At 69.8% G+C, this 26,638-nt stretch carries 26 protein-coding genes and 1 tRNA gene; 14 read left to right on the top strand and 13 right to left on the bottom strand.

What is annotated here, in order from left to right:
• Nucleotides 1–129 precede the first annotated feature (129 nt).
• Genes ACYVLP_RS21880 through ACYVLP_RS21905 form a run of 6 tightly spaced genes read left to right on the top strand, consistent with a single transcriptional unit; the run spans nucleotide 130 to nucleotide 6,838 of the window.
• Nucleotides 130–1,785 carry an ABC transporter substrate-binding protein gene (locus ACYVLP_RS21880; RefSeq protein WP_460629416.1) on the top strand — a complete coding sequence of 552 codons (1,656 nt, stop codon included), beginning with the start codon at nucleotides 130–132 and terminating at the stop codon, nucleotides 1,783–1,785.
• On the top strand, nucleotides 1,785–3,209 hold the full coding sequence (locus ACYVLP_RS21885; RefSeq protein ID WP_460629417.1) for an amidase: 1,425 nt from the start codon (nucleotides 1,785–1,787) through the stop codon (nucleotides 3,207–3,209). Before ACYVLP_RS21880 ends, ACYVLP_RS21885 begins: the two co-directional genes overlap by 1 nt.
• The gene (locus tag ACYVLP_RS21890; protein WP_460629418.1) at nucleotides 3,206–4,165 is read left to right on the top strand and encodes an ABC transporter permease; all 960 of its coding nucleotides are present in this window, start codon (nucleotides 3,206–3,208) and stop codon (nucleotides 4,163–4,165) included. Before ACYVLP_RS21885 ends, ACYVLP_RS21890 begins: the two co-directional genes overlap by 4 nt.
• Nucleotides 4,162–5,028, top strand: coding sequence for an ABC transporter permease (locus ACYVLP_RS21895; RefSeq protein ID WP_460629419.1), 867 nt, complete (start codon nucleotides 4,162–4,164; stop codon nucleotides 5,026–5,028). The genes ACYVLP_RS21890 and ACYVLP_RS21895 overlap by 4 nt, the downstream gene beginning before the upstream one ends.
• The gene (locus tag ACYVLP_RS21900) at nucleotides 5,025–6,047 is read left to right on the top strand and encodes an ABC transporter ATP-binding protein (protein WP_460629420.1); all 1,023 of its coding nucleotides are present in this window, start codon (nucleotides 5,025–5,027) and stop codon (nucleotides 6,045–6,047) included. Before ACYVLP_RS21895 ends, ACYVLP_RS21900 begins: the two co-directional genes overlap by 4 nt.
• Entirely contained in the window at nucleotides 6,044–6,838 is a 795-nt protein-coding gene (locus tag ACYVLP_RS21905; RefSeq protein WP_460629421.1) for an ABC transporter ATP-binding protein, read from the top strand. The genes ACYVLP_RS21900 and ACYVLP_RS21905 overlap by 4 nt, the downstream gene beginning before the upstream one ends.
• A gap of 33 nt (nucleotides 6,839–6,871) precedes the next feature.
• Here ACYVLP_RS21905 and ACYVLP_RS21910 read toward each other — a convergent pair whose 3' ends face one another.
• Both ACYVLP_RS21910 and ACYVLP_RS21915 read right to left on the bottom strand, forming a co-directional pair.
• Entirely contained in the window at nucleotides 6,872–8,149 is a 1,278-nt protein-coding gene (locus ACYVLP_RS21910) for a cation:proton antiporter domain-containing protein (RefSeq protein WP_460629422.1), read from the bottom strand.
• A gap of 301 nt (nucleotides 8,150–8,450) precedes the next feature.
• Nucleotides 8,451–10,232, bottom strand: coding sequence for a sialidase family protein (locus ACYVLP_RS21915; RefSeq protein ID WP_460629423.1), 1,782 nt, complete (start codon nucleotides 10,230–10,232; stop codon nucleotides 8,451–8,453).
• 285 nt (nucleotides 10,233–10,517) lie between these two features.
• On the opposite strand from ACYVLP_RS21915, the gene ACYVLP_RS21920 reads away from it, so the two are divergent.
• The 3 genes from ACYVLP_RS21920 (at nucleotide 10,518) to ACYVLP_RS21930 (ending at nucleotide 12,230) form a co-directional block, all read left to right on the top strand.
• Complete coding sequence (locus ACYVLP_RS21920) at nucleotides 10,518–10,793, top strand: SHOCT domain-containing protein (RefSeq protein WP_460629424.1); 276 nt, start codon at nucleotides 10,518–10,520, stop codon at nucleotides 10,791–10,793.
• A 64-nt stretch (nucleotides 10,794–10,857) separates the two neighbouring features.
• Nucleotides 10,858–11,763, top strand: coding sequence for a TIGR03618 family F420-dependent PPOX class oxidoreductase (locus ACYVLP_RS21925; RefSeq protein ID WP_460629425.1), 906 nt, complete (start codon nucleotides 10,858–10,860; stop codon nucleotides 11,761–11,763).
• 11 nt (nucleotides 11,764–11,774) lie between these two features.
• A complete protein-coding gene (locus tag ACYVLP_RS21930) occupies nucleotides 11,775–12,230 on the top strand; it encodes a methyltransferase family protein (RefSeq protein ID WP_460629426.1) in 456 nt (151 codons plus the stop codon).
• Between the two features lie 70 nt (nucleotides 12,231–12,300).
• Here ACYVLP_RS21930 and ACYVLP_RS21935 read toward each other — a convergent pair whose 3' ends face one another.
• Both ACYVLP_RS21935 and ACYVLP_RS21940 read right to left on the bottom strand, forming a co-directional pair.
• On the bottom strand, nucleotides 12,301–13,305 hold the full coding sequence (locus ACYVLP_RS21935; RefSeq protein ID WP_460629427.1) for a CorA family divalent cation transporter: 1,005 nt from the start codon (nucleotides 13,303–13,305) through the stop codon (nucleotides 12,301–12,303).
• 153 nt (nucleotides 13,306–13,458) lie between these two features.
• On the bottom strand, nucleotides 13,459–14,337 hold the full coding sequence (locus ACYVLP_RS21940; protein WP_460629428.1) for a Gfo/Idh/MocA family protein: 879 nt from the start codon (nucleotides 14,335–14,337) through the stop codon (nucleotides 13,459–13,461).
• Between the two features lie 70 nt (nucleotides 14,338–14,407).
• Here ACYVLP_RS21940 and ACYVLP_RS21945 point away from each other — a divergent pair, with 70 nt between their 5' ends.
• From ACYVLP_RS21945 to ACYVLP_RS21955, 3 genes are all read left to right on the top strand, one after another.
• Nucleotides 14,408–14,965: an ArsR/SmtB family transcription factor gene (locus tag ACYVLP_RS21945; RefSeq protein WP_460629429.1), complete on the top strand. Its 558-nt coding sequence runs from the start codon at nucleotides 14,408–14,410 to the stop codon at nucleotides 14,963–14,965.
• Nucleotides 14,962–16,155 (top strand): MFS transporter, encoded by a 1,194-nt coding sequence (locus ACYVLP_RS21950; RefSeq protein ID WP_460629430.1) that lies wholly within the window; start codon nucleotides 14,962–14,964, stop codon nucleotides 16,153–16,155. Before ACYVLP_RS21945 ends, ACYVLP_RS21950 begins: the two co-directional genes overlap by 4 nt.
• Before the next feature lie 143 nt (nucleotides 16,156–16,298).
• Nucleotides 16,299–18,134 carry a sigma factor-like helix-turn-helix DNA-binding protein gene (locus tag ACYVLP_RS21955; protein ID WP_460629431.1) on the top strand — a complete coding sequence of 612 codons (1,836 nt, stop codon included), beginning with the start codon at nucleotides 16,299–16,301 and terminating at the stop codon, nucleotides 18,132–18,134.
• 15 nt (nucleotides 18,135–18,149) lie between these two features.
• On the opposite strand, the gene ACYVLP_RS21960 is transcribed toward ACYVLP_RS21955, so the two are convergent.
• Complete coding sequence (locus ACYVLP_RS21960; RefSeq protein ID WP_460629432.1) at nucleotides 18,150–20,261, bottom strand: MDR family MFS transporter; 2,112 nt, start codon at nucleotides 20,259–20,261, stop codon at nucleotides 18,150–18,152.
• Between the two features lie 219 nt (nucleotides 20,262–20,480).
• Between ACYVLP_RS21960 and ACYVLP_RS21965 the strand changes: the two genes are divergently transcribed.
• Nucleotides 20,481–21,068, top strand: coding sequence for a maleylpyruvate isomerase N-terminal domain-containing protein (locus ACYVLP_RS21965; RefSeq protein ID WP_460629433.1), 588 nt, complete (start codon nucleotides 20,481–20,483; stop codon nucleotides 21,066–21,068).
• 28 nt (nucleotides 21,069–21,096) lie between these two features.
• On the opposite strand, the gene ACYVLP_RS21970 is transcribed toward ACYVLP_RS21965, so the two are convergent.
• The 4 genes from ACYVLP_RS21970 to ACYVLP_RS21985 all read right to left on the bottom strand — a co-directional run bounded on the left by ACYVLP_RS21970 (nucleotide 21,097) and on the right by ACYVLP_RS21985 (nucleotide 22,337).
• A complete protein-coding gene (locus ACYVLP_RS21970) occupies nucleotides 21,097–21,390 on the bottom strand; it encodes a GroES family chaperonin (protein WP_460629585.1) in 294 nt (97 codons plus the stop codon).
• Between the two features lie 73 nt (nucleotides 21,391–21,463).
• Nucleotides 21,464–21,718: a DUF3618 domain-containing protein gene (locus tag ACYVLP_RS21975; protein ID WP_460629434.1), complete on the bottom strand. Its 255-nt coding sequence runs from the start codon at nucleotides 21,716–21,718 to the stop codon at nucleotides 21,464–21,466.
• 27 nt (nucleotides 21,719–21,745) lie between these two features.
• Complete coding sequence (bcp, locus tag ACYVLP_RS21980; protein ID WP_460629435.1) at nucleotides 21,746–22,219, bottom strand: thioredoxin-dependent thiol peroxidase; 474 nt, start codon at nucleotides 22,217–22,219, stop codon at nucleotides 21,746–21,748.
• 37 nt (nucleotides 22,220–22,256) lie between these two features.
• Nucleotides 22,257–22,337, bottom strand: a tRNA-Leu gene (locus tag ACYVLP_RS21985).
• A gap of 83 nt (nucleotides 22,338–22,420) precedes the next feature.
• Here ACYVLP_RS21985 and ACYVLP_RS21990 point away from each other — a divergent pair.
• Complete coding sequence (locus tag ACYVLP_RS21990; protein ID WP_460629436.1) at nucleotides 22,421–22,807, top strand: RidA family protein; 387 nt, start codon at nucleotides 22,421–22,423, stop codon at nucleotides 22,805–22,807.
• On the opposite strand, the gene ACYVLP_RS21995 is transcribed toward ACYVLP_RS21990, so the two are convergent.
• From ACYVLP_RS21995 to ACYVLP_RS22010, 4 genes are all read right to left on the bottom strand, one after another.
• A complete protein-coding gene (locus ACYVLP_RS21995; protein WP_460629437.1) occupies nucleotides 22,794–24,374 on the bottom strand; it encodes a molybdopterin-dependent oxidoreductase in 1,581 nt (526 codons plus the stop codon). The two genes, ACYVLP_RS21990 and ACYVLP_RS21995, sit on opposite strands and share 14 nt — an antisense overlap.
• The gene (gene rdgB, locus ACYVLP_RS22000) at nucleotides 24,371–24,991 is read right to left on the bottom strand and encodes an RdgB/HAM1 family non-canonical purine NTP pyrophosphatase (RefSeq protein WP_460629438.1); all 621 of its coding nucleotides are present in this window, start codon (nucleotides 24,989–24,991) and stop codon (nucleotides 24,371–24,373) included. The genes ACYVLP_RS21995 and rdgB overlap by 4 nt, the downstream gene beginning before the upstream one ends.
• A complete protein-coding gene (gene rph / locus ACYVLP_RS22005; RefSeq protein ID WP_460629439.1) occupies nucleotides 24,988–25,740 on the bottom strand; it encodes a ribonuclease PH in 753 nt (250 codons plus the stop codon). The genes rdgB and rph overlap by 4 nt, the downstream gene beginning before the upstream one ends.
• Before the next feature lie 107 nt (nucleotides 25,741–25,847).
• A complete protein-coding gene (locus ACYVLP_RS22010; RefSeq protein WP_460629440.1) occupies nucleotides 25,848–26,615 on the bottom strand; it encodes an MBL fold metallo-hydrolase in 768 nt (255 codons plus the stop codon).
• Nucleotides 26,616–26,638 lie beyond the last annotated feature (23 nt).

A 26,638-nucleotide genomic window follows, 5' to 3' on the forward strand; every position in this document is an offset into this window, starting at 1 on the left:
CCTCCACCTGACCCACCCGACCCGGCCACCTGACCCGGCCACCGGCCGGCCGAGCCCGCCAGCTGCACCCTTCTGACAGACCTCGAAGTACCCGAAATCCCTTCCCCAACAATGACGTCGGAGGAACCCATGACCCTGCGCACCGCGCGTCGACCCGCCCTGTGGGCCGGGCTCGTCGCCCTCGCACTCGGAGCCACGGCGTGCAGCGGCACTGCCGCTCAGAAGCCGGGCGGTGACGCCTCAGCCGCCCAGGCGGCATACCGGCTGACGGAGTCCACCCCACAGCCGAGGGGCGACATCGACTCGTTCACCTGGTCGGTCTACGCCGAGCCCGGCTCGCTGGACTACGCGTACGCGTTCGACTACCCGCCGAACCAGGTGCTCGCCAACGTCTGCGAGAGCCTCCTGCGCTGGAAGCCCGACCTGACCGTCGCACCCGGGCTCGCGGAGAAGTACGAGAACCCGACCCCGACCACGTGGGTCTACACGATCAGGAACGGCGTGACCTTCCACGACGGGACGACCCTGACGGCGGACGACGTCGTCGCATCGCTCGAGCGCCACCTGGACCCGAACGTCGGGTCCTACTGGGCCAGCGTGTTCCAGAACGTCAAGTCGATCGCGAAGACGGGCGACCGACAGGTGACCGTCACCCTCGTCAAGCCGGACTCGATGTTCAACCAGCTCATGGCGGCCAGCCCCGGCACCGTCGAGTCGGCGCGGACTCTTGCCGCGTCCGGCAAGAACTACGGCAACGCCTCGACCGGCGTGAACTGCACCGGCCCCTTCGCCTTCGACTCTTGGCAGCCGGGCGAGAGCATCACCCTCAAGCGGGCCGCCGGCTACTGGGACCCGGCACTCAAGGCCAAGGCCGGGTCGGTGAAGTTCGTCTTCCTCTCGGACCCCAACACCCGCGTGAACGCGTGGTCCTCCGGGCAGGTCGACGGCGGCTGGATGGTGCCGGCAAACGCCTACGCTCAGCTCAACGCCAGCGGCGCCGGCAAGGTCTACTACGGCGTCAACACTGCCGTCGTTGACCAGATCGTCAGCAACACCTCCGGCATCCTCGGAGACAAGCGTGTGCGGCAGGCGCTCCTGATGGCCACCGACCGGGCCGGCGTGGTCAGGACCGGCGAGCAGGGAGTGGCCGAGATCGCCTCCTCCCTCGTCACCGACAGCACCCGCTCCGGAATGTCGTCGGAGCAGCTGAGCGCCGTGACCGGCGCGCTGCCGAGGTACACGTACGACCCGGCCAAGGCCAAGGCGCTGGCCAAGCAGGCGGGCGTCAAGGGCCAGCGGATCGTCATCGCGACGAGCCCCGTCTTCCAGGCCTCTGACGTCGCGACCGCAGCAGTCGCTCAGGCAGCCAAGGAGATCGGCCTCGACCCCAAGATCGAGACGATCTCGCCGGACAAGTACACGACGCTGTTCTCGGACCCCGCGGCGCGCAAGGGAATCGACCTGTTCCTGACGGTCTGGTACACCTCGTCGGCCGACCCGGTCGAGTTCTACAGCGTCCTGCAGACCGGACAGTTCAGCAACTACGGAGCCTGGTCGAACAAGGCGTTCGACACGGCCATGGAGAGCGCCATCGCGACCCCGGTGACCGATCCGGCGCGCAACCAGCACATCGCCGACGCCGAGAAGATCGCCATGGACGAGCTGCCCTGGCTGCCGCTCTACACCGCGCCGACGAGCGTGTGGCTTGGCAACCGCATCACGGGAGTCCAGCCCTCGATCGACTTCATGTACTACCCGTGGGCCGCGACGATCGGAGCCCGGTGATGGAGCTGCACCACCTGACCGCCACCGAGGCCCGTGACCTGTTCCGTCGGCGCGAGCTCTCGCCCGTCGAGCTGCTCGATGCGGTGGTCGCGCGTGCCGAGAAGGTCGAGCCGCTCGTCAACGCGCTCACCGAGACGATGCTGGACGAGGCTTACGACGCGGCGCTCGAGGCGGAGCGGCGGTTCGCCGGCGACGGTCCCGAGCCGCGCGCGCTCGAGGGAATCCCCTTGGTGTTCAAGGAGGAGCAGCCGATCGCCGGTCGGACGATCGAGGAGGGGTCCATCCTGGAGCGCGGTCGCACCTCCGACGTGAGCCACCCGATCGTGCAACGGGTGTATGGCGCGGGTGCCGTCGTGCACGGCCGGTCCACCACCCCCGAGTTCTCCTGCGCCCCCTTCACCCACAGCAAGCTGTGGGGCGTCACCCGGAACCCGTGGAACCTGGACCTGACACCCGGCGGATCGTCTGGTGGCGCCGGAGCCGTGCTCGCGGCCGGGGAGACCGTGCTGGCAACGGGATCCGACATCGGCGGGTCCATCCGGATCCCTTCGTCCTTCTGCGGCGTGGTCGGCTTCAAGCCGCCATTCGGGCGGGTCCCCGGCATGGCGCCGTTCAACTCCGACACCTACTGCGCGGACGGGCCGATGGGACGCAGCGTCGCCGACGTGGCGCTGCTCCAGAACGTCCTGGCCGGGCCGCACCCGAGTGACCAGGCGTCCCTGCGACCCGCGCTCGCGGTGCCGGCCGACTCGCGGCCGGTGGGCGGCATGCGCGTCGCACTCTGCATGAACCTGGGCGACTACGAGGTCGATCCGGTGATCGAGGCGAACACGCGGGCCGCGGCCGAGGCGCTCCGCTCGGACGGGGTCGTCGTGGAGGAGGTCACGCTGCCGTGGGTGCGGCAGCGCCTGGCCGAGACCGCCTGGGCGCACTTCGGGGCCATCTTCGGGCCGTTCATCGACGAGGTCGCCGGCGAGTCGGGCGACCAGCTCATGGCCTACACGCGCAGCTTCGCCGCCCGAGCGCGCGAGTGGCGCGAGAAGAGCTCCTCGTATGCCGCCGGGCTGGCTGCCGAGGCCGAGGTGTACCAGCCCCTCGGGGAGCTCCTGGAGAGATACGACGCGCTGCTCTGCCCCACGGTCGGCACCCAGGGCATCGAAGCCGCGCCTGACGACGCTGAGCCGCTCGTTTCCGTCGGAGACCGGCTCGTCCCCTGGATCGACGCTCTGCTGACCGTGCCGTTCAACATCATCGGTCGGGTCCCCGTGCTTTCGGTGCCATCGGGCAGCTCGCCCAACGGCGTGCCGACGGGTGTCCAGATCGTCGGGCGCACGTACGACGACGTGACCGTCTTCCGGCTGGGATCCGCCCTCGAACGCGCCCTGGCCCTCACCACCAGCGGCGAATGGTGGCCGACCCCATGACGTCGGGGGCGGCATACGTCGCACGGAAGCTCGCCGCCGTACTGACGACCCTGCTCGCGGCGTCGTTCCTCGTGTTCGCATCGCTCTACGTCGCACCGGGTGACCCGATCGACTTCCTCATCCGGGGTCGCAGCCCGTCGGCGGAGGCGGTCGCCGCGGTCAAGGCGCAGTACTGGCTCGACCAGCCGTTCCTCTCGCAGTACCTTCACTGGCTCAGTGGGGTGCTGCACGGTGACCTGGGCCGCTCGTTCCTCTTCCGGGAGGACGTCGGGACGCTCATCAGCGCGAGGCTCGGCACCACGCTGACGCTGCTTGCGATGTCAGCAGTGCTGATCACCCTGGTCGGCCTCGGAGCAGGGATCATCGGGTCCCTCGCCGCGGGTGCGTTCGCCGACCGCTCCGTGCTCGTGCTCACGACGGTGCTCGCCGCGGTGCCATCCTTCGTCGCATCGATCCTGCTGATCTCCGTGTTCGCGGTCCGGCTCGGGTGGTTCCCGACCTTCGGTCCCGGCGACGGAGGGTGGGACCGGATCCAGCATCTCGTCCTGCCGGCCGTCGCGCTGTCTCTCACCTTCATCGCGCTCGTCGGACGCGTGACGCGGTCGGCCATGCTCGAGGAGCTGAGCCGCGAGCATGTCGAGGTCGCGATGAGCCGGGGACTGCCTCGGCACACCGTGGTGCGTCGGCACGTCCTGCGCAACGCACTCGGACCCATCACGACGATCTCCGGTCTGCTCGTGGCCGGGCTGCTCGTCAGCAGCTCGGTCGTCGAGTCCGCCTTCGGGCTCAACGGTCTCGGGTCACTGCTGGTGCAGTCGGTCGATATCGGCGACTTCCCCGTCGTGCAGGCAATCGTCCTGATCGTGGTCTCGGCCTTCGTGCTCGTGAACCTCGTCGTCGACCTCCTGCAGCCGGTCATCGACCCGCGCACGGTCGCCGGGGCAGGTGCCCGATGACCGCGCTGGCCGCGACCGCGCTCGGCTCGGGTCGCATGACCGCGCTGCGCAGGCGGGGCGGATCCTGGCTCGTCGTCGTGTCCGGTGCTGTCCTGCTGGCGTTCGTCCTCGTGGCCCTGCTCGCGCCGCTGCTGGCACCGTACGACCCGACGACTCCCGACCTCGCCAACCCGCTCGCCCCACCCAGCCCGGAGCACTGGCTCGGCACGGACCAGCTCGGCCGTGACACGTTGTCTCGCCTGGTCTTCGGCGCTCGCAGCAGCCTGATCGGCCCGCTCGCCGTCGTCGTCGTGTCCACGCTTCTCGGCGTCGTCCTCGGACTCGTCGCCGGCTGGCGCGGCGGCTGGCTCGACGCGACGCTGAGCCGCGTCTTCGACATCCTGTTCGCGTTCCCCGGTCTGCTGCTGGCGATTCTCGCGGTGTCGCTGTTCGGAAAGGGCCTGGGGGCTCCCGTCGTCGCGATGGCGATCGCGTACACGCCGTTCCTGGCACGGCAGGTGCGCGGGCTCGTGCTGTCGGCGAAGTCGCGAACCTACGTCGCGGCATACCTCGTGCAGGGTTTCGCCCCCACGGACGTTGCCTTCCGCCGGGTGCTGCCCAACATCGCACCGACCGTGCTGGCCCAGGCGACCGTCATGTTCGGCTACGCGCTCCTGGATCTGGCGGCGCTGTCGTTCCTCGGGCTCGGCGTGCAGCCGCCGACGCCCGACTGGGGCGCGATGATCAACGAGAGCCGCGGCGCGGTGCTGCTCGGGGAGCCGCTGAGCGCCGTCGTGCCCTCGCTCGCAGTGATCCTCACGGTGGTCGCGTTCAACGTGGTCGGCGAGGAGATCGGCGACCGGATCTCGGGGAGGAACAGATGACCGCCTCGCTCTACCGTCGGCCCTTGCTGGACCTGTCCGGCCTCACCGTGCAGGTACCCGGCGCTGCACGTCCAGTGCTCGCCGACGTCGACCTGACGCTGAGGCCGGGCGAGGTCGTGGGCCTTGTCGGCGAGTCCGGGTCAGGCAAGTCCGTCACGGCGCGCGCGGTCCTCGGCCTGCTGCCCCGAGGTGCTGAGGTGTCGGGCAGCATCACGGTGGACGGGGTCGACGTCCTCTCCGCGAGGACGGACGCGCTCCGGGCGCTCCGCTCCGAGACCGTCTCAATGGTCTTCCAGGACCCCCGAGCGGGGATCAACCCGCTGCGGCGGATCGGCGACTACCTGACGGAGTCGCTGCGGCTCAATGCCAAGGTCGACGTCGCCGCGGCCACCACTCGTGCCCTTGAGCTCCTTGGCGCCGTGGGGCTCCCGGACCCCGAACGGCACCTGCGTCAGTACCCTCACGAGCTGTCCGGCGGAATGCTGCAGCGCGTCATGATCGCCGGCGCGCTGATGGGTCGCCCGAGCCTGCTGCTGTGCGACGAGCCCACGACAGCCCTCGACGTCACGACCCAGGCAGAGATCATGACCATCCTCGGGCGGCTTCACCGGGAGCAGGAGATGGGGATGCTGTTCATCACCCACGACCTCGACCTCGCGGCCGAGGTCTGCGACCGCGTGTATGTCATGTATGCCGGGCGGATCGTCGAGCACGCCACTGCCCGTGAGCTTTTCGACTCACCGCGTCACCCGTACACTGCCGGGCTGCTGAGCTCGACGCCTCGCCTCGACTCGGTGAGCACCCGGCTCGTGCCCATCCCGGGAAGCCCGCTGAGCCTGCACGAGGACCCCCCGGGCTGCGCGTTCGCACCGCGCTGCGCCTTCGCACGGCCGGGGGTCTGCGACAGCGGGACTCCACCGCTGGTCGAGTCAGCCGGCCGGTCCCTGCGCTGTGTCCGCGAGGACGAGCTCGGCGAGTCTCTCGACGGGTCGCGCGAGATCGCGAGGAGCACGACATGACGACGACCGCTCCCCCGCTGCTCGAGGTGCGGGACCTGCGCAAGAGCTACCGGAGTCACGGGACCACGGTCGACGCGGTTTCCGGGATCGGGTTCACACTCCGACCGGGCCGGTCGCTCGGCATCGTCGGCGAGTCCGGGTCGGGCAAGTCGACCACCGCCCGGCTGCTGGTCGGGCTGGAGGAGCCCGACGCCGGGCACATCCTCCTGCACGGGGCCGCGCCGGCTGGATCCCGGGGGCGACGGGCCAGGCTGGCGCGGGCACAGGGTATGCAGATCGTGTTCCAGGACCCGTACCTCTCGCTCGACCCCCGGGTGCCCGTCGGCGCTGCGATCGAGGCCGTTCTGCGGCTGCACACCGGTCTGCGGCGTCGCGCCCGTGGCACCAGGGCTACCGAGCTGCTGCACCAGGTGGGGCTTGGCCCTCGGGAGGCGAATGCACTCCCCCGGCAGCTGTCGGGAGGCCAGCGCCAGCGCGTGGCGATCGCTCGGGCGCTCGCCGTCGAGCCCCAGGTGCTCGTCCTGGACGAGGCGGTGTCGGCGCTCGACGTCTCGGTCCAGGCGCAGGTGCTCAACCTTCTCGGTGATATCAGGCGCGACACCGGGATCGGGCTCGTGTTCATCAGCCACGACCTTGCTGTCGTCCGCTACGTGTGCGACCACACCCTGGTCATGCGCCGGGGCCAGGTCGTCGAAGACGGTGCCACGGCCGAGGTGCTGGGCAACCCGCGGCATGAGTACACCCGGCTGCTGCTGTCAGCCGTGCCGCGTCCACGCTGGGCGACGCGGTAACCTCCGAAGCTGGCAGGGCCGGGGCGGGCGGTCCTACGTGCGTTCGCCACGCGACGAAATGTGGCCATGGCGGCGTAGTGGCTCGACCGCGTCGGCAGACTCGACCGCCGGACGGGTGCTGCGGGCCCACGACCCGTAGCGCTGCGCCCACGGCGACGCCGTGAGGCCGTGCGCGAGCACGCTGAGCACGACTGTCATCGCGACGACGCTCAGCACGGTGGCGACCGCGGGCTCAGCATCGAGCGACTCGTACGCGATCAGCGCGAAGATGATCGACGCCAGTCCGCGCGGGCCGAACCAGCCGACGAACGCGATGGTCTGCGGCCGCAGCCCGGACCCGAGAAGCGACAGAGCGACCGGCACCATGCGCAGCGCCGTCAGCGACAGGAGTGCGAACACCAGGTTCTGCCACGTGACAAGCGGCGCAAGATGTGCCGTCGCGACGGCACCGAAGACCATCCAGACGCCGAAGCCCAGGAACGTCGAGGTCAGACCGGTGTAGGCGACCGTGTCGTGCGCGTCCGTCACGCTCGTCTGGCTCGCCGCGTATGCCGTCCCGGCCACGAACGCGGCTATGAAGCCGTTGCCGCCCAGGGCGTGCCCGCCGTAGTAGCAGAGCACCGGGACGGCAAGCGCCGCGAGCGGGAGCAGAGCCCGCTCCGCCCAGGCGCGGTTTCGGGCCAGCTCGACAAGGAGCCCGGCAAGGTATCCGACACAGGCGCCGACGACGGCACCGACGACGATCTCCCGCACGGCCGTCACGAAGCCATGCTCCACGGAGCCGTCGGCGAACCCGCTGGCCGCGGCCACCGCGAACAGGACGATGGGAGTTGCCAGTCCGTCGTTGAGGCCGCTCTCGACGTTGAGGATGCGGCGGACCCGTGAAGGCACGACAGGGTTCTGCACGGTCGCGGCGCCCAGGCCGGCGTCGGTCGGCGCAAGGGCCGCGGCCAGCAGCAGCGCGAGCCACACGCCGATCTCCGGGAACATGAACCGCGCCAGAAGGAAGCCCGCGCCGATGGTGAGTGGCAGACCCACGAGCAACAGTCGCGCGGTGAAGCCCGCGTCCGACCGCAGCTCACGCGGCTGGAGCTCCGCTGCATCGTGGAAGAGCACCAGGACCAGCGTGACTTCGGCAAGCGTCCGGATCGCTGCACCCTCGCCGTCAGGCTTGATCACCGACAGCAGCGCAAGACCACTGCCCGCGACGAGGAAGACCATCGGTCCGGTCAGGTAGGCGCGGCTGAAGCGGGCCGAGAGGCTGACGAACCCGATGACCAGCAGCGCGAACACACAGATCGCCGCGACCATCGCACCCTCCTCGCCTCCACACCGGACCTAGGCCTCGCGGGGAGCCCGGTGCGGTCGGATCCATGCTGCTGGCGATGGCCTGTGCGACGGCACACCCGCCAGGGGTGACTTGCGCGCGACCCTGGCCGCGAGCAGTCCTGGCGCCGAGCGACCCTGACGGCGAGCGACCCTGGCACCGGTCCAGCCGACCGGGCCTCCCTCGTGGTCGAGTGAGCGCCCCGTCCCACCAGTCACTCGAGGGGGCCATGTGGGCCGGATCCCTGACCCGCCTCTAGTGAAGTTCTGCCGGAACGCCGCCCTGTCAACCCGTGGTCGCGCTGAAGATGTCGTTGTTGCCGAAGCCGCCCGCGCAGTCGAGCGGCCACGGCGCCGGCAGGACCACGTGTCCTGCGTCCGACGACGCCTGACGCCAGGAGTCGAACGCCGGGCAGTCGACGGTGCGCCGGGTATCGGTCCAGACCCCGGCACCGTAGGACTCCGTCGCAACGGCGTACACGTAGTCACCGAGGAACTCGTTGTAGAGGATCCGGCCCTGAGTCGCACCGCGAGCATCGCCGAGCGGCCCTGTGTACTCAGCCACCCAGCCGCCGGGCGCACCACCTGCCCCGAGAGCCGCAGACAGCAGCACGCCGTGCTCGGGTCGCTCAGCGGCCGTAGTTGTCTGGAACGGCACGGTGAAGGCCTGGTACACGACGTACACCCGACCACCGTTCGGGCTGATCGCCGGAGCTGCGTAGGTCGGGATGTCGCCTGGCTGGGTTATCGCCACCGGCGTGCTGAACGAGGCGGCGCCGTCGGTCGAGTACGCCAACATCGTCTGCTCCTTGTCGGGGCCCTGGGCCCCATCCACCCAGACGTCGACGATCTCGTTCGTCGCCTGCGCCCCGGTGGGCGCACCGTTGGCGATGTCGACGCTCGGCATGGCGGCCAGGTCGGTCCGAGCACCAGCGATGCCGTCGATGATGCATCGGCCGGTCACGCTGTCGGTGTGGAAGCACGGATCGGTGATCGCCACCACGTCCTGCGGCGCCCGCCAGGTCTGGCCGCCGTCGAGTGACTTGACGACGGCGTGGTTGCCGGCGAGGCCGGACCCGCCGTAGTGCGTGAAGAAGGCGTAGACCACGCCATGGCTGTCGGTCCGCACGGTGCACCCGTCGTAGAGGCCCTGCTTGGCGTTGGCGATCGCCGGGGCGACCTGGTGCTGCTTCCACGTGACGCCGCCGTCACGAGACGTTGACACCATCGGCTTGAGCGGGAACGAGTTGCCACCGCTGAGGCTGTGGAAGTCGGAGTAGCACACGTAGACGTTGCCGAAGAAGGGGCTGGATGCCGCGTTGTCCGCCCACACCTGCTCCTTGTCCAGGCCCGAGCTGAACGCTGCGTGCGCAGCCGCGAAGTACGGGCGCGACCAGTTGGACTGGTCCGCGACCCGTCTCGGCGTCACGTTGTCGATGTGCGACACCGTCACGCCGAAGGTGCCGTTCTGGCCCTGGCTGACGTCGCGCATCACCGTGTCGGTGAGGTTCGTGGCCAGGCTCGAGAAGTACAGCCGGTCGCCGTTGGCCCAGGAGAACCCGTTGGGCCCCGGTGCCGGCCCGAAAGTCACTCCGGTGTCGCTTCGCGAGCGCAGGCTGTTCTCGTAGAAGTTGGGCACCGTGTGGATCGGGCCCACGTGGGGGGTGCACGGCTCCACGGTCGGGCTGCAGTCAGCCGCGGTCAGCCCGGAGTAGGTCGGCTGGACCCAGTGGTGGCCCCTGTCGAAAGAGAAGTGGACGGCGGACAGGCCGACGCCCAGGTTGAACGTACCGAGCGGGAACGAGCAGGCCGCATGCTGGGTTGCGGCCGCCTGGGAGCACGGCTGCATGTCGACCAGGTCGTTGGAGCCGGCAGCCAGGACGTTCGGCCGAACGGCGCTGACTGCCAGGGACGGCTCGTTGGACGAGTTCTGTGGATGGTGGTCAGTGGGACTGGCCACGCTGACCAGCGCGTCGGAGGCCGGTGCGGCATACGCCGCCTGAGCTCCGAAGGCCACGCCGAGCTCCAGTGCAGTGGCCAGGACCAGCCATCGTCGCAAGAAACGCACGGTGGACTCCTCTCCGCGCGACCCAGGTCCGGGCAAGCGGAGCGTTCACCACAGGGGATGGCCTGGGCCGTGACAAACGTGTCCGCCGATCAGGCTACGCCCGCTCCCCGCCCTGGACGATCCCCCGTCAGCCGGGGGAAACGCCCGAGCTCGACGCCGTGTGGTGCGCCGACCGATGGCGACGAGCCGCCATGTCAGGACCTTCGGCACTGCTTTCGCCGAGCGTCACGAACGACGGTGAAGGTGCTGGAGAGAGTCTCCGTGCAACGCGAAGGAGTGCGGTCGATGATGTGGGATTGGGGACACATGAGCATGGGGAGCTCGCAGGTCCTGTTCTGGGTGGTCCTGTTCGCGCTCATCGCGGGAGGCACGGTGGTTGCGGTGCTCGTCCTGTCCCGGGATGAGCGGGCCCGCGACCGAGGGCGAACCGATGAAGACGTGTCGGCGACAGACGGTGCCGCGGGCAGCCCCGCGGAGGCCGAGCTCGAGATGCGCTATGCCCGTGGAGACATCGACGCGGAGGCCCTCGCACGCGGCCGCGCCGCGCTCCGTCAGCGCTGACGTGCCGACCGCTGGAGGACCTTCGGCCCTGACCGCCCGGCCGCGATGTCGCGAGGCTGAAGAGATGAGGAGTCCAGCCACCGACCTGCTTCGAGGGCACGCCATCGGGGAGATCCCGGCCCGGCACGTCGACCTCGTCCAGTGCCCACCGGTCGCCGCCCTCACGACGGTCTCGCGCGACGGCTCCCCGCAGACCTCGGTCGTCTGGTGCGACTATGACGGCGGCTTCGTGCAAGTGAACACCATGCGCGGCTTCGCCAAGGAGCGCAACATGCGCCGCGACCCGCGGGTCACCCTGCTCTGCTACGACCCTCGACGACTCGCCCGCTACCTCGAGGTACGCGGCATCGTCGTCGATCTCATCGAGGACGGCGCGCGGACCCATCTCGACGACATCGCCTCGAGGTATGCCGGCCGGCGGGTCAGCTACTTCGGCGACGTGATCCCCGCTCGCTTCGCCGAAACCGAGATTCCTGTCCTGTGCCGCATCGCGCCGACCTGTGTCGTCGTCGGCCAGGGCCCGATCGCGTCGAGCCCCACAGACACGCGGCCGAAGCGCAGTCCTACGACGCCGACAGGGTCGCTCTCCGAGTGCCTGGTGCCGCCCTCACACGTCGACCTGCTCAGCGGAGCGACCTACGGCGTCCTCACGACGATTGGAGACACCGGACAGCCTCACTCGAGCCTCGTGTCGGTTGCCTACGACGGCGACGCCGCCTTCGTGACCACCTCGCGGGAGGGTCAACCAGACCGGGACCTGCGGGTCGACGCGCGGGTCGCCCTGCTCGTCGTCGACCCCGACAACACCTCGCGCTACGTGCAGCTCCGCGGCGACGTCGTGGTCGTCCCCACCGATGCCGTCCCCGCCGATGCCGGCCCGGTCGAAGCCAGAGCCGGCACGTCGACCGAGACGCGGGTGACCTGGCGGATCCAGGCGCGTCGTGTCATCTGCGACGCGATCCACGCCTGAAGGAGGGCGAGATGAAGGTCAAGGAACTCGTGGGTAGCGGTGACCGGATCGGCCTGTTCATGGTGCCGTTCGTCGTGGTCGGGCTGAGCCTCAACATCGCGTTCCCCGCAGCGTTCGAGGTCGGTGGGCCACCCCCCGGCCTCCGGGCTGCGTCCATCGCAATCCTCGTCGCGGGCATCGTGGTGTGGGCCTGGTCCGTCGTGCTCATCCTTACGAAAGTCCCTCGGGCAGAGCTGATCACGACCGGACCGTTCGCCGTTGTGAAGCACCCGCTCTACACCGGCGTGGCGCTCCTGGTCCTGCCCTGGGCGGGCTTCCTCCTCGACACCTGGCTGGGCGCCGCCCTCGGCATCGCGATGTACGTCGGGACCCGGAGGTACGCGCCGGCGGAGGAGGCCGAGCTGTCGCGGGACTTCGGCACCTCGTGGGATCAGTACACGAGCACGGTCAGGCTGCCCTGGTTGTGACGGTCGGGACGAGGTGCCCTGGTCGACGCGGCCTGATGGCGTTCGTCCACGAAAGCGATCTCGCCGCCGGTCAGGTGGGACGGTCGCGGTCGCGCCGGAGCATGAACCACCAGAGCAGGATCAGGGGCACGATCTGGAGACCGATCCCGAGCACGAGGAAGTGTCCGAACCCGCCCATGTTGTCGACGAGCCACTGGAAGTTCTGTCCGAAGAACCCGGTGACGAAGGTCAGCGGCAGGAACACGGTGGCCAGGATCGTCAGGCGTTCCATCGTCCGCCCCTGATGAACGCTGAGCTGCGTCTGCTCGACGGAGATCACCGCCATGTTCGCCTCGAGGATGGTGGCCAGCAGGTCGCGCTGGGCCGCAACCTCCTCGTTGATGAGCAGCAGGTAGTCGTGCACGTCGTGGAAGTACGGTGCCAGGGGGCCTTCCCGGTGCGACTTCTCGATCGTCGTGAGGACGGTCAGTAGCGGGTGGACGGCGCGGTAGAAGTCGGTCACCTCGCGCCGCAGGAAGTAGATCCGCTCGGTCGGTGCGGCCTCACCGGCGAAGACGGTGCTCTCTACCTGCTCGATGTCACGCTCGAGCTCGGCGACCACCGGTCCGTAGCTCTTGATGACCTGGTCGAGGACGGCCCAGAGCACCGCCGGGGTGCCGATGGTCAGCAGGTCAGGATGGTGCTCGAGCTTGGTGCGGGCCGAGTGCAGCTCGCTCGCGGGCCCCTGCCGAACGGTGATGACGAACGTCGGCGCGATGAAGACGCTGATCTCGCCGAAGTCCACCTCCTCGCGCGTGTCGTCGTAGCGGGCGGTGCGGAAGATGACGAGCTCGACCCCCTCGTCGTACTGCTCGACCTTGGGTCGCAGGTGGAAGCTCTGGACGTCCTCCACCGCGAGCTCGTGCAGGCCGAAGCTGTCGCGGATGTGGAGCAGCTCATCTGGATCGGGCTCAAAGGTCCCCAGCCAGGCGAACCCCTCGCTGCCGTCCTGGTGCAACGCGGCCGCCTGCTCCAAGGTCAGGGTGTCGACGTGCTGGCGACGTCCGTCTCGGTACAGGGCACAGTCGATGATCATGGCGCCTCCTGTGGCTCTTGACGCTCAGTGTGACCAGTCGTCGCAGAGTATCGAGTGCACCTCGTAACTGGGTGGACGCGAACCACCTCGGATCTCGACGCCGGCCGCAGGATGACGCGTGCAAACCAGGGAGGACGCGGAACGCGTTCTCCCTCAGGCGTCCAGCTGGGCCTGGGCTTCGGAGATGAGCTCGACCACTCGGGTGCCGAAGACGATGTCCAGCGCGTGCGGCTGGCCGTTCACGGCGGCGGCGACGAGCTGGTCGGTGGCAGAGCGGTACGCGTCGACGTAGGCATCGTCGGGTCGATGGGGCATGTAGGACAGGCCGGCCTCGCCCCAGACCGCCGCCTCGAAACCGTCTGCACCGGGTGGCGCGAACTGCGTCAGCGTCGCCGTGCTCAGCGCGCCGGACTCGTGCCGGAACGCGAGGTTGACCAGGTCTCCCGCACCACTGGCCGCGGTCACTGACTGAACGGGACCCAGGCACGCGCTCAAGGTCGATATGGCGTGCGGGACGGTGTCCCACAGCGCTCCGCGTTCTTGGCGCCACGGCGACGAGCCGAACGGGTTGTCGGCGTCCTGCAACGAGCTGAACCATCGAAGCCAGCCTCCGCGCCACCCGTCCTGGGCGGCAACCTGGCCGAACCAGGCCCGCGACACCTCGACGAACCGGTCCGTGAAGAAGACAAGCGTGGCTACCCCTGCATCGAGGGCGGCATCACGAAGACCGCGCGCGCTCTCGACATCCATGGCCACGGGTTTGTCGAGCAACAGGTGCTTCCCGGCGTGCGCGGCAGCCAGGGCCAGCTCCGCCTGGACATCGGGCGGGACGGCGAAGGCCACCGCATCGACAGCCGCGAGCAGCGCGTCGTACTCCTCGTAGGCGGTCGTGCGCAGGCTCTCGGCCAGCGCCCGGCTCTTGTCCGGGCTGCGTCCCCACACGCCGACCAGGTCCGCGCTGCCGGCCGCGGCCAGCCCGGGACCATGTGTCATCGTCGCCCAGGGACCGGTACCCACGAGACCAAACCGCATGCGCGCACACTACGCCGCAATCGTCGATCCGGGTATTGAAAGAAACCTTTCCATACCCTAGTGTCGAAACATGTCTTTCAACCCTCGGCGGCTGGCCACGTCGAACGAGCTGCGGGCGCTGTCTCATCCGCTCCGGCTCGACATCCTCGAGCAGCTCACGCTCCGCGGACCGATGACCGCCTCCGACCTGGGCGCAGCGCTCGGGGAGACGCCGGCGAACTGCTCGTGGCACCTGCGCAAGCTCGCCGAGCACGGCTTCGTCGAGGAGACCGGGGACGGCCTGGGCCGACGCCGACCGTGGCGGGTGTCGCGGGTAGGACTGACCTGGGACGAGACCGCGGACGACTCCCCCGGCTACCGTGCCGCCGGCCAGGCCCTTGCCGCTCAGCTCGTCGACCGGGAGGTTGCGCGGTGGCGGCGCAATCTCGCTGCAGGGCAACGGAACTGGGGTGGTCTGGGGGTCTCCGAGACAGTCGCTCTGCTCACCGAGGACGAGGCGAAGGCATTCTCGGCTGACCTCGAACAGCTGATCCTGCGCCACCACGGGCGCCTCACCGGCGACGACGCCGTCCCCGACGACGCCCGGCACGTGCACGTGCTGGCCCTGACGAGCGTGGACCCGCGATGAAGCAGGCCTTCGCGATCCCGGCCTTCCGGCACCTCTTCGTCGCGCTCGCAGCCACGATGGTCGCCGACTCGGTCCTGCTGCTGTCCTTCGGCATCATGACCAAGGAGCTGACCGGCAACAGCGGCGCCGCCGGTATGGCGATCTTCTGGGTCGTCGCCCCATCCCTCGTCGCCCCACTCCTTGGCTGGGTCGTCGACCAGTTCCCCCGCCGACGCTTCCTGCTGACGGCATACCCGCTCGCGGTGGCGAGCCTCGTCCCGCTCGCCTGGGTCAAGGACGCCAGTCACGTATGGATCGTGTACTCGGTCGCGTTCACCTACGGGATCGCGCTCGTCATGCTGCCCGGGGCCGTCACCGGCCTGCTCAAGCTCATCGTGCCCGAGGAGCAGCTCGTTCACGCGAACGCAGCGAGCAGTACGTTCCGCGAAGGGCTGCGCCTCTTCGGCCCGCTGCTCGGTGCCGCGATGTATGCCGCCTGGGGCGTCGGCAGCGTGCTGGTGCTCATCGCGTGTGCCTACGTCATCGCGATCCTGGCCGTCACAACACTCCGGATCGAGGGCGACGTGGTGCATCCGCCCGAGCTCCGGTGGCGGCAGGAGTTCGTCGCGGGGATCACGCACGTCTACCGCGACAAGCTGCTCTGGTGGCCGCTCATGGCCATCGCCGGATGCATCTTCGCGTTCGGCTTCCTCGAGTCGATCGTCTACGCGATCACCGACGCCTTCGGCCGACCGGCCACCTTCGTCGGGGTCATCGTCTCGGTCCAGGGAGTCGGTGCGCTCGCCGGCGGGCTGCTGTCGGGCCGGATCGTCATGCGACTCGGACATGTGCGGGCGATCGTCCTGTCACTCATGCTCTTCACCCTGAGCCTGGCCGTGATCGCCCTGGCGCCCAACCTCGTCCTCGTCGTCATCGGCGCGATCCCACTCGGGTTCGGCATACCCGTCCTTCTCGTCGCGATCAACACACTGACCCAGATCCGCACTCCGAACCGCCTCATGGGCCGCGTCTCCACGACGCTCGACGCCCTCATCGGCACGCCCCAGGTCATCTCCATCGCCATCGGTGCCGGCCTCGTCGCGCTCGTCGACTACCACGTGCTCCTCGGGGCGATGACCGCCCTCGTCGGGGCGTTGTCGATCGCGCTGGCCGCCTGGACCCGCCGCAGGGACGACCGGGTCACGGCCTGAGGCAGGCGGGCCCACCTCGGATGCTCAGGGTCCGGCGGACGGGTCGGCCGCGTGGCGAACCCAGTCAGGAGACCTCGTGGCTGGCTGTGGACCCAACCGATCGGGCGCGCCAAGCGTTCTACTAGGTGATGGGAAGAGAGCCGATGCGTGAGGTCGACCGAGACTTCGCCATCTACGTGCGGGCCCGGCAGCACCAGCTGCTCCGGGCGGCATACCTGCTGTGCGGTGACCTGCAGGGCGCGGAGGACCTGGTCCAGGTTGCCCTCGAGAAGCTGGCGCTGCGCTGGGACACGACTCGCGACGAGCACCCGGACGAGTTCGTGCGCACGGTGCTCTACTGGGACGCCATGCCGTCCCGGCGATGGACCCGTCTCCCGCAGCCGATCGCCGTCCCCGTGCTCCCGCGACCTGCCGGAGACACCCCTGTCGCGACCCGGGTAGACCTCGAACGCGCTCTGGGGCAGCTGAACCCACGCCAGCGAGCCGTCGTCGTGCTCCGGTTCTTCGAGGACCGCAGCGAGGCGGAGACCGTCCACACGCTGGGCGTCTCCATCGGAACGGTGAAGAGCCAGACCCACGACGCCCTGGCCCGGATCCGAGAGCTCGTCCCGTCCCTCGCGGTCACCGAAGGCGGTGGGCCATGGAGCCTCTACCGACTTGGGCAGCTGCTCGAGGAGATCGCCGCCGACGTCGACGAGGTCGACTGCGCCGAGCGCGCCTGGCGGGGGGCGGCTCGCCGACGATGGCGGTCGCGACGACGGCGAGGGCTCATCGCGGCAGCCGTCCTCGTGGCCCTGCTCGCCGCCGGCGGGACGTCCTGGGTGGTCTCCGGGCAGGATCGGCCGGCCCGAGGGCCGTCGCAGACTCCTGTTGCCGAGGAGCCCGCCAGCGGGACAGTGCCACTGGTGACACTCCCGGCGCCTCCTGCCTCGGCACCGTCGGCGTGGATGCCGCCCGGTGGCTGGCTACCGGCGGCCGGCGGCGTCGAGTACGTCGTCGGACCTGGAGCCGACCTCGCCGGCCTGCCCCAGCTCTCGATCGGCCTTCCCGCGCAGTCGCCCTCGCCGCGCACCGACCTGTCGGACCTGGCGCCGGGCAGGCCGCTGACCATCCCTGCCGCCGTCGGGTTCGAGATCCCCGACTTCCGACCTCCGGACGAAGGCACGTACCAGCCGGTGCTGATCGGTGGCGCGGACACCGTCGTGCTGGACACGATCGACCTCCGATTCCCACGCGAGCCTGACACCTTCACCTTCCTGGCCGGACCACAGGCGGTCTCGGCCAGCGGGAGCCGGATCGTGTTCCCGCAGCATCGCGAGGTCGTCGTCTTCGACCTGAGCACCAGGCGGGTGAGCCGAGTTGCAGTGCCCGACAACGCGATAGCGGACGCCGGGTGGTCGGCCACCGACCCCGACACCATCGTCGTGCGTTCGGCATCCACGTCCTGGCTCGTCCATCCGGACACGGGCGTCGTGACCCGGGCACCGGGCGTATCGGCCGGCCGGTGGACTGTGGCCGCGGGCACCGGAGGCCACGCCAGCCTGCTCCTTCGGTCCCATACCGGAGGACCTGCCACCTCGATCACGCTGGACGCGAGCTGGCTCGGGCCGCCGACCCGCATCCCGCTCGACACCGGGCTTGCTCACCAACCGGTGGTGTCCGGCAGCCTGCTCGCGTTCACCACAGGCCGCCCCCCGGCCGGCGACAACCCGAAGACCGTCGACCTGCCGAAGCTCGTGGTCGTCGACACCTCTCACGGCGCGTCTCGGCCTGTCGTCCACGCAGTGCTGCTCACGCAGAGGTTCTGGGCCGAGGTGGTTGGCTGGGACCCGAGCGGGCGCTATGTGCTGTTCATGTCGAGCGGTGAGCGCGGGGAGGACCTGCTCGCCTGGGATCCGCAGGGTGGAGGCTTCTACAAGGTGACCAGCGCACTCGATCTCAGCGTGCCGTCGCTCGGGCCCGCCTACCCACACCAGTGACCGGAGCGGCCGCCCTCAGGTGCGGCCGCCGCCCTGGGGTACGGCTCCGACCAGGGGCATCAGCAGATGCGACCCTGGTTCGGTCTCCTGCTGCACGAAGCGTTCGGCCAGGTCGCCCAGGGCGTCGCGCAGGTCCGCGTCGGCGACGCCCCAGTCGCCGAGCTCGTCGGAGAGCCAGGCGTAGACGGCGTCGACGAGCTTGCCCATCTCGGCCTCGCCGGCCGCGGTGAGCGAAAGGCGGTCGCTGGGCCCCTCGATGTAGCCGTGACCGGTGGCGGTGTCGACGGCAGGCTGCAGCACCGTGTCGGGCACCAGATGCCGGCGGCTGATGTCCTCGAGGCTTGCGGTGTGGCCCAGGCGTGTGCGCAGGTAGACCTGCCCGACGACCCAGCCGTCCGAGCTGTCGAGGGCCGACCCGGAGCTCTCCCGGACCGCCGCCAGCGCCGCCGGGCCCTTTCGGCGCACCAGCCGGGCGATGACGAGCTGCAGCTGCAGCCGCGCGTCGGCCGCCTCGGGCATGGCGAAGCCTTCGCCGACGTCCGTTGCCGTGCTGCGGGCCGTTCCTCGCAGCGGCACCTCCTTGAGGAAGAGCGCGAGGACGAACGCCACGAGCGGGACCGGGACGGCGGCGAGAAACACGATGTGGATCGCATGGGCGTAGGCGTCGACGATGGGCGCGATCTGCTCGGGTGGGTAGGCGTGCAGGGCCTCCGGTGTGGAGATCGCCTGCGGGTTCACTCCGGGCGAGGCAGCGACTGCGGCGGGGAGCTGGTTGCTGAGCACGTTCGCGTACACCGTGCCGAAGACGGCAGCACCGAACGAGCTGCCCAGCGTCCTGAAGAATGTCACGCCTGAGGTCGCCACACCCAGGTCCTCGAAGGCCACGGTGCTCTGGACGACGATGGTCAGCACCTGCATACAGGAACCGATCCCCAAGCCCAGCACGAACATTCCGAGCGCGAGCTGGGCATACGGCGTCGACGCGTCGGCCCGCGACAGCAGGAACAGGCCCAGCGCCATGACGACCGAGCCGACCACCGGGAAGATCTTGTAGCGCCCGGTCCTGCCCACGATCGTGCCGGACGTGATGGACATGACGAGGAGCCCGACCACCATGGGCAGGGTCTGCAGGCCGGACTCGGTCGCCGAGGAGCCCTTGACGTACTGCAGATAGGTGGGCAGGAAGGTCATCGAGCCGAGCATCGCGAAGCCGACGATGAAGGACAGCACCACGCAGATGGTGAACACGGGCGAGAGGAACAGCCGCGGCGGCAGGATCGGTTCGGCGGCCCGGCGCTCGACGAGCACGAAGATGCCCAGCGAGATCACCGAGCCGATGATCATGAGGATGATCGTCGCCGAGGCCCACGGATACTGCGTCCCACCCCACGACAGGGCAAGCGTCAGGCCTGCCGCGCCGAGCGAGACGAAGACGATCCCGAGGTAGTCGATCACGACCCGGCCCTTCGCGCGGATCGAGGGCATGGTGGCCGCGGCGAGCAGGATCACGGCAATCCCGACCGGGAGGTTGATGTAGAAGGCCCACCGCCACGACAGGTGGTCGGTGAACAGGCCGCCCAGCAAGGGGCCGATGACCGTCGTCACCCCGAAGACCGCGCCCAACGCGCCCTGGTACTTGCCTCGTTCGCGCAGGGGGATGATGTCGGCGATCACGGCGGTCGCGGTGACCATGAGGATCCCGGCGGCGAAGCCCTGCACCGCACGCCAGGAGATCAGCCACGTCATCGATGCGGAGAACCCGCACAGGGCCGAGGACACGACGAACAGCGCGGCCGAGCCCTGGAACATGAGCTTGCGACCGAACTGGTCGCCGAACTTGCCGGCGAGCACCGTGGCGATCGTGTCGGCGAGCATGTACGACGTGACGACCCACGACAGGTGGTCCGCTCCCCCGAGATCGCCCACGATCGTCGGCAGGGCCGTCGAGACGATGGTCTGGTCGAGGGCCGCGAGCAGCATCCCGGTCATGATCGTGATGAACACGAGGTTCATCCGGCGCCGGTCGAGCGGCTCCGCCTCAGGCTCGGGTTGCTGCGTCCTCGGTCCCGCCGTAGCGGCTGTCTCCTGCGCGTCCACTACCGCCCCTCCCAGAGAGTTGGTCTGCACCACGGCAAACCCTGGTCGAGAGGCGAGGGTCTGCGCGCTGCTCCTCTACTGCCCTGTGCCCGCATCCCCACCGCGGGCTCGGGAGGCCCATACCCGCGACACTGCTGGAGACACTCGACAACATAGTAGGGCGGCCGACTGCCAGAGCCTTCCGGTCGGGCATCGTCCGGATCATCCGCGAGACTGGGCGCACTTCGCCCACGCCCTGAAGGGGACCGCATGAGCCTGTTGGCCGACCTGATCACGACCGCGACGACCGCGACGCAGCGCGCGCTGGATCCCGTTCTCGACGGGGACTGGAGCGTCACGGCAGGCGACCTCGAGTGGACCTGCCGGCATACGGCCGCGCACATCGCCGACGACCTCTTCTCGTACGCCTCGCAGGTCGTCGCTGAGCCCCGGGACATCTACCTGCCCATCGAAGCGGCCGTGGACCCTGCGGCGACACCGCAGCAGCTCGTCCGGTGCATCGCGATGTGTGGCGAGCTCCTTCGCCTCGCCGTCACCGCGGCGCCGGCGGCGTCACGGGCCTGGCATCCCTACGGCACGTCGGACCCGGAGGGCTTCGCGGCCATGGGGATCACCGAGACGCTGGTCCACACCTACGACATCGCGCGGGGTCTCGGCCTCGACTGGGCGCCGCCGGCCGAGGTCAGTGCCGCCGTGGTGGCTCGGCTCTTTCCCGAGGCGCCGGTCGGCGATCCTTCGGCTGTCCTGCTCTGGTGCACCGGTCGCACCCCGCTGGCTGACCGCCCTCGCCGCACGAGCTGGCGATGGGACTCCACTGTCCGGGAAGCGGCGGCATAGACCGAAGCGGCCCGGCCGAAGGGGCAGCTCAGAGGTAGAGGCCGGTCTGGCCGTCCTCTATGCGCTGGGCTGCGACGGCGTGGAGGTCGCGCTCGCGGAGCAGGATGTAGTCCTGGCCGTGGAGCTCGACCTCGGCACGGTCCTCGGGGTCGAAGAGGACCCGGTCGCCGAGCTGCACCTGGCGCACGTTGGCGCCCGTGGCGACCACCTCGGCCCAGGCGAGGCGCTTGCCGACCGACGCCGTCGCCGGGATGAGGATGCCTCCGCCCGAACGCCGCTCCCCCTCGGACTCGACGGAGACGAGCACCCGGTCGTGAAGCATGCGGATGGGGAGCTTCGCGGCCGTCGACCCGCCGGAACTGCCTTTGGTCACAGGGTGTTCGACCTCGCCCCGATCAGCGGCGGAGCCGGCGCAACAGCCCGACGACGACCACCACGGCAACCGCCGCGGCGACCACAGCCACGACCCGCTCGACGCGCAGCTCGCCGTCCTCGGTGTGGGTGGCCGCGTCCAGCTTGAGCTTCAGCGACTGGGCCTGGCGCTGCGCGATGACCTGAGGCTGGCTGCGGTACGCCAGCTCGTTGACAGTGCCCTCGAGACGTGCCCGGGCGGTCTGGATGTCCTGCTCGATGCGCGCGGTGTCGGTCATCTGCCCTCCTATCGGCTTGGTCCGACTCTAGTCGGCGATGCCGAGGTCGCGGCGGAGCTTCGACACGTGGCCGGTCGCCTTGACGTTGTAGAAGGCGTGGCTCAGCGTGCCGTCCTCGTCGACGACGAACGTCGAGCGCAGCACGCCCTCGACCGTCTTGCCGTAGAGCTTCTTCTCGCCGTACGCGCCATAGGCCTGGTGCACCGCGAGGTCCTGGTCCGACAGCAGGGGGAGCGTGAGATGGTCGCGCTCACGGAACTTCGCGAGCTTGGCCGGCGCATCCTTGGAGATGCCGACCACGTCGTAGCCGTCGCGCTTGAGCGAGTCCAGAGACTCGCTGAAGTCGCAGGCCTGCGTCGTGCAGCCGGGCGTCATCGCAGCCGGGTAGAAGTAGACGATGACCTTGCGCCCGGCGAAGTCCGACAGGCTCACGGTGGCGCCGGTGTCGTCCGGCAGGCTGAAGTCGGGGGCCTTGTCCCCGGGCTCGAGGCGGGCGCTCACGGCATGCTCCTTCGTCGTCGACGGATGGTCTCGTTCGTGCGGACGGCGGGACTCGAACCCGCACACCTGAGGCACAGGAACCTAAATCCTGCGTGTCTACCAGTTCCACCACGTCCGCCAACCGGTGCGCCCCCACTGTAGTTGGCGAGTCGCCCACCACGAGCAGGGGTGAGGCCGACCGCCGACGGCTACCCTCGTGGGATGCGCCAGAACGTCGACTCGGGCAGCGCCTGGGAAGCGGCCGTCGGCTACTCGCGGGCGGTCCGGGTCGGCGACACCGTTCATGTCGCGGGCACGACCGCGGTGCGCGACGGCGACGTCGTCGGACGCGGCGACCCCTACACCCAGGCCCGTGTCGCGCTCGAGATCATCGCCGCCTCGCTCGCCGAGTGCGGTGCCGACCTCGCCGACGTCGTGCGCACGCGGATCTTCGTCACCCACATGTCCGACTGGGAGGCTGTCGGCCGCGCGCACGGCGAGGTGTTCGCCGACATCCGGCCGGCGGCCACGATGGTCCAGGTGGGCGCACTGATCGACCCGGACCTGCTCGTCGAGATCGAGGCGGACGCGGTCGTCAGTCGACCCTGACGTTGACGACGTGGATGCCGGTCGCGCCATCCGGCGCGGGCGGCGCCTCGAGAGGCGACTGCACCTCGCCCTTCCCGTCGTAGGCACGAACCCGGATGTCGTGGTCTCCAGGGGTCGCGTCCCATTCGTAGACCCATTGCCGCCACGTGTCGATGCTCGCGTCGGCCGCGAGTCGTGCTGCGGTCCAAGGCTGCTCGTCGACCTGCACCTCGACCTTCGAGATGCCGCGGTGCTGTGCCCACGCGACTCCGGCGACCGCGACGGTGCCGGCCTTGACGGTCGCCCCCGCCTGGGGCACGTCGATCCGCGAGGCCGTCTTGATGGGACCCATCGGTGACCAGCCGCGCGGCGTCCAGTAGGCGACGTCGGCGGCATACGTCGTCACCTTGAGCTCGGTCACCCACTTGCACGCGGACACGTAGCCGTAGAGCCCCGGCACGACGACCCGCACCGGGAAGCCGTGCTCGAAGGGCAGGGGCTCACCGTTCATACGGATGGCGAGCAGCGCGTTGCGGTCGTCGGTCAGCGCGCCGAGCGGCGTCGAGACGGTGAAGCCGTCGACGCTCGTCTGGAGCACCATGTCGGCCCCGGGCTTGGGGCCCGCCATGGCGAGCAGCTCGCGCACCGGCCACCCCGTCCAGACCGCGTTGCCCGCGAGGTCACCGCCCACCTCGTTGGAGACGCACGTCAACGTGATCAGAGCATCCTTCATCGGCTTGCCCTGCAACGTCTTCCAGTCGATGACGACCTCACGGTCGACCATGCCGGTCACCTTGAGGCTCCAGGTGCTCGCGTCGACGCGGGGTACGACGATCGCGGTGTCGATCCGGTAGAAGTCGGCGTTGGGCACGACGTAGGGCGTCAGCCCCGGGATCTTGAGGTCGGCACCTTCGGGGATCGTGAGTCCGGTGGCCTTGACCGGCACATTCTTCAGCGCATCGCGCGAGGACGTGGCCGCGGCCGAGTCGCCGGTGATGAAAGTGCCGAGGTATGCCGTCACCACCCCGACCGCTCCTCCGAGCAGCCAGCGCCGGGTCGGGGCGGAGGGTGGCGCGCTTGCGCCAGCCGGGTCGTCCGTCCCAGCGCTGGACGCGCTTCGGCTCAGGAACCACAGGCCTGCGACGGTGCCGACGACGGTGGGCAGCATGTCGACCGGTCCCGATCCGGGTCTGGACAGGACCGCCCCCACACCGACCACGCCGAGCACGGCGAACGCCGCGAGGGCCAGGCTCAGGCGACGACGTGCGAGGATCCCGATGCCGGCGCAGACCAGGGTGAGCACCACGACGACGCCGACGAGCAGGGCTCGCTTGTCGTTGGTGCCGAAGGTCGACACGGCAAAGTTCTTGAGCCACGGCGGAGTCCGGTCGATGAACGCCTCGCTGACTGCCGCGATCGGCGCCGGCTGCCCTGATGACCAGCCGAGGCCAGTGAAGACCGCGGCGACGAGCGTCGCGAGGCCGATGGTGAGCAGCCCCGCCACGAGCCCGTCGATGGCGCCCCACCAGACGGGCGCTCGTGCCGCCGGAGCGGTCTCGGGACGGGTGGCGGGACTGGTTGTGGTCATGGCCTCAGGTGCTCCTTCAGATGTGGCACGAGCGCACGGAAGGCGAGGGCGCGGTGCGAGACACTGTTCTTCTCGGCAGAGTCGTACTCCGCGAGCGTACGACCGTTGCCGTCAGGCTGGTCGGCCGGGATGAAGATCGGGTCATAGCCGAATCCGCCTGTGCCACGGGCTTCCCGGCCCACGGCGCCGGAGAACCGGCCGAGCTCTGCTGCGGACCGGCCGTCGGGGAGCACGAGCGCGGCGGCGCAGACGAAGGCCGCAGCGCGATGCTCGTCGCGGACGTCCTCGAGCTGCCTGAGCAGCAGCTCGAGGTTGGCCCGGTCGCCTCCGCCACCGGACCAGCGTGCGCTGAAGATGCCGGGAGACCCACCGAGCACGTCGACTGCCAGACCGGAGTCGTCGGCGAGCGCGGGCAGGCCCGTGGACCGGGCGGCCGCCGAGGCCTTGAGGATCGCGTTCTGCTCGAACGTCACCCCGTCCTCGACCACATCTGGGGAGTCAGGGAACCCGTCGAGCCCGACGATGTCGAGACCGAGGTCGGTGCACACATCGGACAGGATCGCCCGAAGCTCCTCGACCTTGTGGGCGTTTCGGGTGGCGAGCACGACCTTGGTCACGCGACCGACCCCCCGTCGGCACGCTCGGCCAGGGCCGCCTGCTGGCGGGCTGTGAGGTCGGCACACCCCTTCGTCGCGAGGTCGAGCAGCTGACCCAGCAGCTCTCGGTCGAACGGGTCCCGCTCGGCGGTGCCCTGCACCTCGACGAACCGGCCGTCACCGGTCATGACGACGTTCATGTCGGTCTCGGCGGTGGAGTCCTCCGGGTAGTCCAGGTCGAGGACCGGGCGACCACCGACCAGACCGACCGACACCGCGGCCACCGAGCCGGTCAGGGGTTGGGCGTCCTTGCCGATGAGCCCCTTGGCGCGGGCGTCCTCGATCGCGTCGGCGAGGGCCACCCAAGCGCCCGTGACCGCGGCCGTGCGCGTGCCGCCGTCGGCCTGCAGCACGTCGCAGTCGAGCACGATGGTGTTCTCACCGAGGGCCTTGGTGTCGATGACGGCCCGTAGGCTCCGGCCGATGAGCCGGGAGATCTCGTGGGTGCGCCCGCCGATCCGGCCCTTGACGCTCTCCCGGTCGGACCGGGTGTTGGTCGCCCGGGGCAGCATGGCGTACTCCGCCGTGACCCACCCGGTGCCCTTGCCCTTGAGCCACCTCGGGACGCCTTCGGTGAAGGAGGCCGCACACAGCACGCGCGTGCGACCGAACTCGACGAGCACGCTTCCCTCTGCATGGTCGAGCCAGTTGCGCGTGATGCGCACCTCGCGCGTCTCGTCGGGGGCACGTCCGTCATGTCGAGTGGTCATGCCCAAGAGGCTAGCCATGGCTTCACGCTAAGTCGGAACCGCGCCCAGGACACCCGGGGCCAGGCAAGCTGTAAGCAGGCCGTAACGGGGGCGCCAGCGCCAAGCGGTCAGAGCCGGTGGGTGTCTCCGGCCTCGGCCAGCTCCACCTCGCCTGGCCACACCTGGGCCGCCTGGGCCAGACACACGTCTGGGTCGTTCCACGCCGGCAGGTGGGTCAGCATGAGGCGCTTGACGCCGCCGGCGCGGACGGCGGCCTCGGCCGCACGTCGACCGGACAGGTGCACGCCCTGCGCATGGTCCCGGCCGTCGATGAAGGCGGCGTCAGCCAGGACGAGGTCCGCTCCTGCCATGAGGTCGGACAGGGCGTCGCAGTCGTCGGTGTCGCCGGTGTAGACCAGCACCCGGCCGTCGCACTCGACCCGGAAGCCGTACGCCTCCACGGGGTGGTTGACGCGCACCGGGGTCACCGTGAACGGCCCGACGCCGATCGGCTCGCGGTCGCGCAGCTCGTGGAAGTCGAACACCCCGAGCACATCCTCGCCGTCGGAGCTGCCGTAGGCGCGAGCGAGGTGGGCCCCGGTGCCGGAGGGCCCCCAGGTGGGGATCGAGTCGCGGCCCGGCCCTCCCGGGACGTACTTCATCATCACGTACAGGCCGCACATGTCGATGCAGTGGTCGACGTGCAGATGGCTGAGCAGCACCGCGTCCACCGCATAGGGCTTGATATGCCGTTGGAGCGAGCCGAGCGCTCCGCTGCCGAGGTCGAGCAGGATGCTCCACGTGCGGCCTTCGTGCTCGGCGCGCACGAGGTAGCTCGACGCAGGTGAGTCGGGCCCGGCGAAGGAGCCGGAGCAGCCGACGATCGTGACATCCACGGAGTGAAGCCTAGGTGGCTCAC

The sequence above is a fragment of the Intrasporangium mesophilum genome (assembly GCF_054783095.1).

What these genes read in the sequence shown, in the direction of transcription:
- ACYVLP_RS21920 (WP_460629424.1), top strand. Translation starts at nt 10,518, where the DNA reads ATGATGTGGGATTGGGGACACATGAGCATGGGGAGCTCGCAGGTCCTG.
- ACYVLP_RS21990 (WP_460629436.1), top strand. Translation starts at nt 22,421, where the DNA reads ATGCGCCAGAACGTCGACTCGGGCAGCGCCTGGGAAGCGGCCGTCGGC.
- ACYVLP_RS21955 (WP_460629431.1), top strand. Translation starts at nt 16,299, where the DNA reads ATGCGTGAGGTCGACCGAGACTTCGCCATCTACGTGCGGGCCCGGCAG.
- ACYVLP_RS21935 (WP_460629427.1), bottom strand. Translation starts at nt 13,305, where the DNA reads ATGATCATCGACTGTGCCCTGTACCGAGACGGACGTCGCCAGCACGTC.
- ACYVLP_RS21900 (WP_460629420.1), top strand. Translation starts at nt 5,025, where the DNA reads ATGACCGCCTCGCTCTACCGTCGGCCCTTGCTGGACCTGTCCGGCCTC.
- ACYVLP_RS21970 (WP_460629585.1), bottom strand. Translation starts at nt 21,390, where the DNA reads ATGCTTCACGACCGGGTGCTCGTCTCCGTCGAGTCCGAGGGGGAGCGG.
- ACYVLP_RS21905 (WP_460629421.1), top strand. Translation starts at nt 6,044, where the DNA reads ATGACGACGACCGCTCCCCCGCTGCTCGAGGTGCGGGACCTGCGCAAG.
- ACYVLP_RS21910 (WP_460629422.1), bottom strand. Translation starts at nt 8,149, where the DNA reads ATGGTCGCGGCGATCTGTGTGTTCGCGCTGCTGGTCATCGGGTTCGTC.
- ACYVLP_RS21885 (WP_460629417.1), top strand. Translation starts at nt 1,785, where the DNA reads ATGGAGCTGCACCACCTGACCGCCACCGAGGCCCGTGACCTGTTCCGT.
- ACYVLP_RS21945 (WP_460629429.1), top strand. Translation starts at nt 14,408, where the DNA reads ATGTCTTTCAACCCTCGGCGGCTGGCCACGTCGAACGAGCTGCGGGCG.
- ACYVLP_RS21925 (WP_460629425.1), top strand. Translation starts at nt 10,858, where the DNA reads ATGAGGAGTCCAGCCACCGACCTGCTTCGAGGGCACGCCATCGGGGAG.
- ACYVLP_RS21940 (WP_460629428.1), bottom strand. Translation starts at nt 14,337, where the DNA reads ATGCGGTTTGGTCTCGTGGGTACCGGTCCCTGGGCGACGATGACACAT.
- ACYVLP_RS21995 (WP_460629437.1), bottom strand. Translation starts at nt 24,374, where the DNA reads ATGACCACAACCAGTCCCGCCACCCGTCCCGAGACCGCTCCGGCGGCA.
- ACYVLP_RS21930 (WP_460629426.1), top strand. Translation starts at nt 11,775, where the DNA reads ATGAAGGTCAAGGAACTCGTGGGTAGCGGTGACCGGATCGGCCTGTTC.
- ACYVLP_RS21890 (WP_460629418.1), top strand. Translation starts at nt 3,206, where the DNA reads ATGACGTCGGGGGCGGCATACGTCGCACGGAAGCTCGCCGCCGTACTG.
- ACYVLP_RS21965 (WP_460629433.1), top strand. Translation starts at nt 20,481, where the DNA reads ATGAGCCTGTTGGCCGACCTGATCACGACCGCGACGACCGCGACGCAG.
- ACYVLP_RS21975 (WP_460629434.1), bottom strand. Translation starts at nt 21,718, where the DNA reads ATGACCGACACCGCGCGCATCGAGCAGGACATCCAGACCGCCCGGGCA.
- ACYVLP_RS21880 (WP_460629416.1), top strand. Translation starts at nt 130, where the DNA reads ATGACCCTGCGCACCGCGCGTCGACCCGCCCTGTGGGCCGGGCTCGTC.
- ACYVLP_RS21950 (WP_460629430.1), top strand. Translation starts at nt 14,962, where the DNA reads ATGAAGCAGGCCTTCGCGATCCCGGCCTTCCGGCACCTCTTCGTCGCG.
- ACYVLP_RS21895 (WP_460629419.1), top strand. Translation starts at nt 4,162, where the DNA reads ATGACCGCGCTGGCCGCGACCGCGCTCGGCTCGGGTCGCATGACCGCG.
- rph (WP_460629439.1), bottom strand. Translation starts at nt 25,740, where the DNA reads ATGACCACTCGACATGACGGACGTGCCCCCGACGAGACGCGCGAGGTG.